Origin of the sequence: Sphingopyxis sp. (genome assembly GCF_036402335.1) — a bacterium.
GTDB lineage: Bacteria > Pseudomonadota > Alphaproteobacteria > Sphingomonadales > Sphingomonadaceae > Sphingopyxis.
Genome location: NZ_DASWTD010000620.1, coordinates 1 through 5608, shown reverse-complemented (window position 1 = coordinate 5608; position 5608 = coordinate 1). Strand labels below are relative to the sequence as shown.

At 64.3% G+C, this 5608-nt stretch carries 4 protein-coding genes; 2 read left to right on the top strand and 2 right to left on the bottom strand.

From position 1 onward, the window contains the following. Positions 1-44: 44 nt before the first annotated feature. A complete protein-coding gene (locus tag VGD20_RS19945) occupies positions 45-473 on the top strand; it encodes a hypothetical protein (RefSeq protein ID WP_331136120.1) in 429 nt (142 codons plus the stop codon). A gap of 142 nt (positions 474-615) precedes the next feature. On the opposite strand, the gene katG is transcribed toward VGD20_RS19945, so the two are convergent. Beyond that, the gene (gene katG / locus VGD20_RS19940; protein WP_331136119.1) at positions 616-2805 is read right to left on the bottom strand and encodes a catalase/peroxidase HPI; all 2190 of its coding nucleotides are present in this window, start codon (positions 2803-2805) and stop codon (positions 616-618) included. 360 nt (positions 2806-3165) lie between these two features. On the opposite strand from katG, the gene VGD20_RS19935 reads away from it, so the two are divergent. After that, positions 3166-3309, top strand: a complete 144-nt coding sequence (locus VGD20_RS19935; protein WP_331136118.1) for a hypothetical protein — start codon at positions 3166-3168, stop codon at positions 3307-3309. Between the two features lie 69 nt (positions 3310-3378). Here VGD20_RS19935 and VGD20_RS19930 read toward each other — a convergent pair. Continuing rightward, on the bottom strand, positions 3379-5608 hold a 2230-nt coding region (locus VGD20_RS19930; RefSeq protein WP_331136117.1), incomplete at its 5' end, for a TonB-dependent receptor.

Genomic DNA, 5608 nt, shown 5'->3' with positions numbered 1-5608 from the left:
GAAAACCCTTTCCTACATTATCTGGCCATGCTCCATGCTGTCGAATGGAACACGGCACCCCTCCCCCTCCGCTCCTCGCGGACACCTGTCTCGCCTTTGTCCCCGTTTCCGGGCAGCGTAATCGCGCCGACGGATGGACAGCCGACGCGCAAGCCAATTTCATCCGCGCGCTCGAAGCAATGGGTTCGGTCGGACAGGCGGCGAAGGCCGTCGGCATGGGGCGGCGCTCCGCCTATCGCCTTCGCGAGCGGCCTGGCGCGGCGAGCTTCGCCGATGCGTGGGACCGCGCGATTTCGATGGGGCGTACACATCAATTCGGCATCGCGATGGATCGCGCGATCAACGGCGTCACGATCGTGCGCGTCCTGAAAGGCGGCGCCATAGACGTCAGCGGCGGCCCCGACATGGACATCGTCCGCTCGGCACTGCGCGAAGACGCGGCGCCGCTTAAAGCCGCAAAGGACACAATCTGAATGCGTCCATGCGGGGCCTTTGTGGCTTTAAGACCCAAAAAGAAGACCCGCCCCCGGGCCCATGTCCCCGGGGGCGGGTCGCGACCCGTCGGTCCTTTGGCCGCCCCGGCCCCGCGGCATGATGCGGGACCGGGACGCCGGATCAGGCGAGGTCGAAACGGTCGGCGTTCATCACCTTGGTCCACGCCTTGACGAAGTCCTTCACGAACTTCTCTTCATGGCCCTTCTCCGCATAGACTTCGGCCGTGGCGCGCAACTGCGAATTCGAACCGAAGATCAGGTCGGTGCGCGTCGCGCGCCAGCGTTCGGTGCGCCCGCCGCGGTCGTAACCGATGAACTCCTCGTCGCCGCTCGCATCGACGACTTCCCAGAGGGTATCCATGTCGAGCAGGTTGACGAAGAAATCGTTGGTCAGCTGGCCGACGCGGTTCGTGAACACGCCTTCCTTCTTGCCGGCCGCATTGGCGCCGAGGACGCGAAGCCCCCCGACGAGCACCGTCATTTCGGGCACCGACAGGCCGAGCAGCGATGCGCGGTCGAGCATCAGTTCCTCGGTCCGCACGCTATGCCTGGTCGACAGATAATTGCGGAAGGCATCGGCCTTCGGCTCCATCACGTCGAAGCTCTCGGCGTCGGTCCATTCCGCCGTCGCATCGCCGCGGCCGCCGGTGAAGGGCACCGAAACATTGAAGCCCGCATCCTTCGCCGCCTTCTCGACCGCCGCCGAACCGGCGAGAACGATCGCGTCGGCCAGCGACAGGTTGCCGCGCAGCTCGTCGATCTTGCCGAGCACCTTGGCGAGTTCGGCCGGATCGTTCACCGCCCAGTCCTTCTGCGGCGCCAGCGCGACGCGCGCGCCATTGGCACCGCCGCGGAAGTCCGACTTGCGGAAGGTCGACGCCGACGCCCACGCCGCCTTGACGAGTTCGCCGATGCTGAGTCCCGAGCCGAGGATCGCGCTCTTGAACGACGCGACATCGCCATCCGAAGGCTTGGTGCCGGCGGGCACCGGGTCCTGCCAGATCAGGTCTTCGGCGGGCACTTCGGGGCCGAGATAGCGAACCTTGGGACCCATGTCGCGGTGACAGAGCTTGAACCAGGCGCGCGCGAAGGCATCCTTGAACGCTTCGTGGTCGTTGCGGAATTTCTCCGAAATCTTGCGGAATTCGGGGTCGACCTTCAGCGCCATATCGGCGGTGGTCATCATTGTCGGCACCTTCTTGCCCGGATTATGGGCGTCGGGGGCCATGTCCTCTTCCTTCTGGTTCACCGGCTGCCATTGCTGTGCGCCGGCAGGCGACTTCACCAGCTCATAATCATAGTCGAGGAGCAGGCGGAAGAAATTCTCCGACCATTCGGTAGGCGTATTGACCCACGCGCCCTCGATGCCGCTGGTGATTGCGTGTGCGCCCACCCCGGTCTCGAAGCTCGACGACCAGCCGAGGCCCTGCAGCGCGATGTCGGCGCCTTCGGGCGATTCGCCGACGAGGCTGGCGTCGCCCGCGCCGTGCGCCTTGCCGAACGTGTGGCCGCCGGCCGTCAGCGCGACCGTTTCCTCATGGCTCATCGCCATGCGTTCGAAGGTCACCTTGATGTCGCGCGCCGACAGCAACGGATCGGGGTTACCGCCCGGCCCCTCGGGATTGACGTAGATCAGCCCCATCTGGATCGCCGCGAGCGGATTTTCGAGGTCGAGCTCCTTGTCGGGGTCGATGCGTGTCTGCACGCCTTCGCTGACCCACAGGTCCTCGGCGCCCCAATAGATATCGCGCTCGGCCTCATAGACGTCCTTGCGGCCGCCGCCGAAGCCGAACACCGGGCCGCCCATCGATTCGATCGCGACGTTGCCGGTCAGGATGAACAGGTCGGCCCAGCTGATCTTGCTGCCGTATTTTTGCTTGATCGGCCACAGCAGACGGCGCGCCTTGTCGAGGTTGCCGTTGTCGGGCCAGCTGTTGAGCGGCGCGAAACGCTGTTGCCCGCTGTTGGCGCCGCCGCGTCCGTCGGCGGTGCGATAGGTGCCCGCGGCGTGCCACGCCATGCGGATGAAAAAGGGACCATAATGACCATAGTCGGCGGGCCACCACGACTTGCTGTCGGTCATCAGCGCGGTGATATCGGCCTTGAGCGCGGCATAGTCGATCGACTTGAACGCCGCGGCATAATCGAAATCCTCGCCCATCGGGTCGGGCGACACGCCGCCCTGGTGCAGGATTTCGAGCGGCAGCGCGTCGGGCCACCAGTCCTTGTTCGTCCGGCCGAGCAATCCGCGGAACCGGTCCTTGCCGACCGGGCAGCCTTTTGCGGGGTCGATGGGGGTGGGGTCGTTCATGCAGTCTCTCCTTTTATGGTTCTGGAATGCTGGCGCGGCCGGATGACCGGCGCATGACGAGCGGACGACCCGAGGGTCGCCGGGCGGCTTTCGGCGCAGGCACGCGTCGAGTCGATCACACATCCTTTCGCTCTGACCAGCCGAGGATAGGCCGCGGCTTCCGATCGACCTAAACGAATAAGCTGAATTCAGTGATTGAGTGGTCCGATTACAACGCTGGCACCGCGCCGATGTTCGCCGCGTTCATCGCGGAACGGCCACAGCCCGGCGAAAGCTTGCCCGGGGCCGGAACATCAACGCCGTCTCAAGGGTTTCCCGGGTGCCGCAACGATATGTTTTCGCGGCGCAAGGAGATGGAAAGTGGCTAACAACCCCAACCAGCAGAATGAAAAGAAACCGCAGTCGGATCGTGACCGCCAGCAGCAGCAGCAGGGCGGCCAGAACCGTCAGCCCGGCAGCGACCAGCGTCCCGATCAGGGCCGCCAGAACCCGCAGCAGCGCTGACCCGGTCAGCCTGCATGAGAAAGGGCCGCCCTTGCGGGCGGCCCTTTTCTTTTGTGCGCAAAGTGCGGATCAGAAGCTGAACTTGACCGTTCCGCCCCACGTCCGGGCATCGCCGACCTGCCCGGCGATCAGGCCGGTGTTGCCGGGAGCCACTTGCAGCAGCTCGATATAGTCCACATCGAAGGCGTTGCGGACCCACCCGAAAACGTCGAGACCTTCGCCGCGGAAGCCGACGCGGAAGTTGGTCAGCGCATAGCCCTTGACGTCCGTATAGGCCGACGGCGACGCATTCGAATTCCAGTGCGATCGATAATTGCCGTCGACGCCCAGATAGACCTGTCCGTCCTTGGCCAGCAAGGTGAACGGAGCATTGGCCTCGGCACCGTATGAGAAAGCCCATTTCGACACGCCCGGCAGGCGCTGACCCGAAATGTCGCACTGCCGCGGGCTGGCGGTGTTGGGAATGCCGGCGTTCGAGTAATCGGGCGCGACGCCGTCCGGCTGAAGCGTACCGCCCGACAGTTCGGGCGGGCACGGTGCGTTGGTGAACTTCTTGTACTTGGCGTCGGTATAGGCGCCATTGGCATAGGCGGTGAAGCGGTCGCTCGCCACGAGTTTGAGATCGGCCTCGATGCCCTGCGTCCGGACCTTGTCGGCGTTGGCGAGATAGCCGCGTACCGTCCCGAACTGCCCGCCGTTCACGGTCGCCTGGAAATTCTTGATATCGGTGCGGAAGGCCGACAGGTTGAACGTCGCCCGGCGGTCGAGGAACTGCGTCTTCAGACCGATTTCGAAATGGTCGATCGACTCGGGCTTCACCGTGCTCGCGTCATAATTGACCGTGTTGTCGGAGTTGAGCGGCAGACCGTTCTGGTTGATGCCAAGCGTCTTGAAGCTCTTTGCATAGGTCGCATAGGCCAGGACGTCGGGCGCGACCTTGTAGTTCACGTTGAAGTCGTAGGTGAAATTCCAGGCACTGTCCGACGGCGCGCTGAGCTGCGGCTGGTAGACGCCGCACTGCGCGGAGCTACCCGCCACCGTGCCCGGCGCCGGAATGGGCGTGCAGCTGATGACCTGGCCTTGGCCATTGGTCACAACGCGCTCGTAAAAGCCCGACTTCTTGTCATAGTTGATGCGCGCGCCCGGCTGGATGGTCAGCGCGTCGGTCACCTTCCAGCTCAGCTGGCCGAACAGCGCGGCGCTGGTGCTCTTGAGATATTGCGTGTTGGAGGCGGTCAGGCCGTTGAGGATGGCGGGATTGTCCGCATTGGCGCCGGTCAGGCTCCATTTGCTGGCGTCGGCGCCCTGCTGCTCGGTGCCCTGCGTGTCGATCCGCTGCTTGAAGCCGAAGAGGCCGACGACGAAATCGACCTTGTCGCCTTCGTAGTTGTAACGGAATTCCTGGCTATATTGGTCCTGCTGCGAGGGGTTCTGCGACTTCGAGACGATCGAGAGGCCGGTGAAGTCGCGATCATTCTCGGGCTTCCAGTCCCAGAAGCGCCACGCGGTGATCGACGTCAGGGTGCCGGGGCCGACGTCCCACTTCACGCGCGCCGAAACGCCGCCGATCTTGTTGCCGGCATTGAGGCTGGCGTCGAGATCGGTCAGGCGATCATAGGGATTGGTGCTCGGCACCGCATAATTCCGGCCGGGATTGGCGAGGTTTACGGCCGCGACCAGCGCCTCATACTGGCGGGTCAGCACGCGCTGGGTCCGGCCGACGCGGACATAGGTCGTGCCGTATCCTTCCGGATTCTGCTTGCTGTAGTCGCCGGACAGCGTGATGCTCAGATCCTCGTTGGGCTGGAAAAGCAGTTGGCCGCGAAGGCCCAGATTGTCCTGCTCGTTGATCCAGCGGTCGCTTACGACATTGTAGAGCGTGCCGCGCCGGCTGGTCGCCGCGATGGCGATGCGCGCCGCGATCTTGTCGGTTAGCGGGCCGGAGATCGCCGCCTTCGCCTGCCGATAATTGAGGTTGCCGACGCTCACTTCTGCCCGGCCCTCGAAATCGAAGGTCGGCTGGTTGGTCGTGATGTTGATCGCGCCGGCGGTGGTGTTCTTGCCATAAAGCGTGCCCTGCGGTCCGCGCAGGACCTCGACCTGATCGACATCGAGGAAATCGAAGGTCGCGGCGGCGACGCGCGAGTTATAGACGTCGTCGACATAGATGCCGACGCCCTGTTCGAAGCCGTCGCTGGTGAGCCCGAAGGGCACGCCCAGGCCGCGAATATTGACCGAAGTGTTGCGCGGGTTCGAGGTGTAGACCTGCAGTGTCGGCGCGAGTTGCTGGAGCTGCACG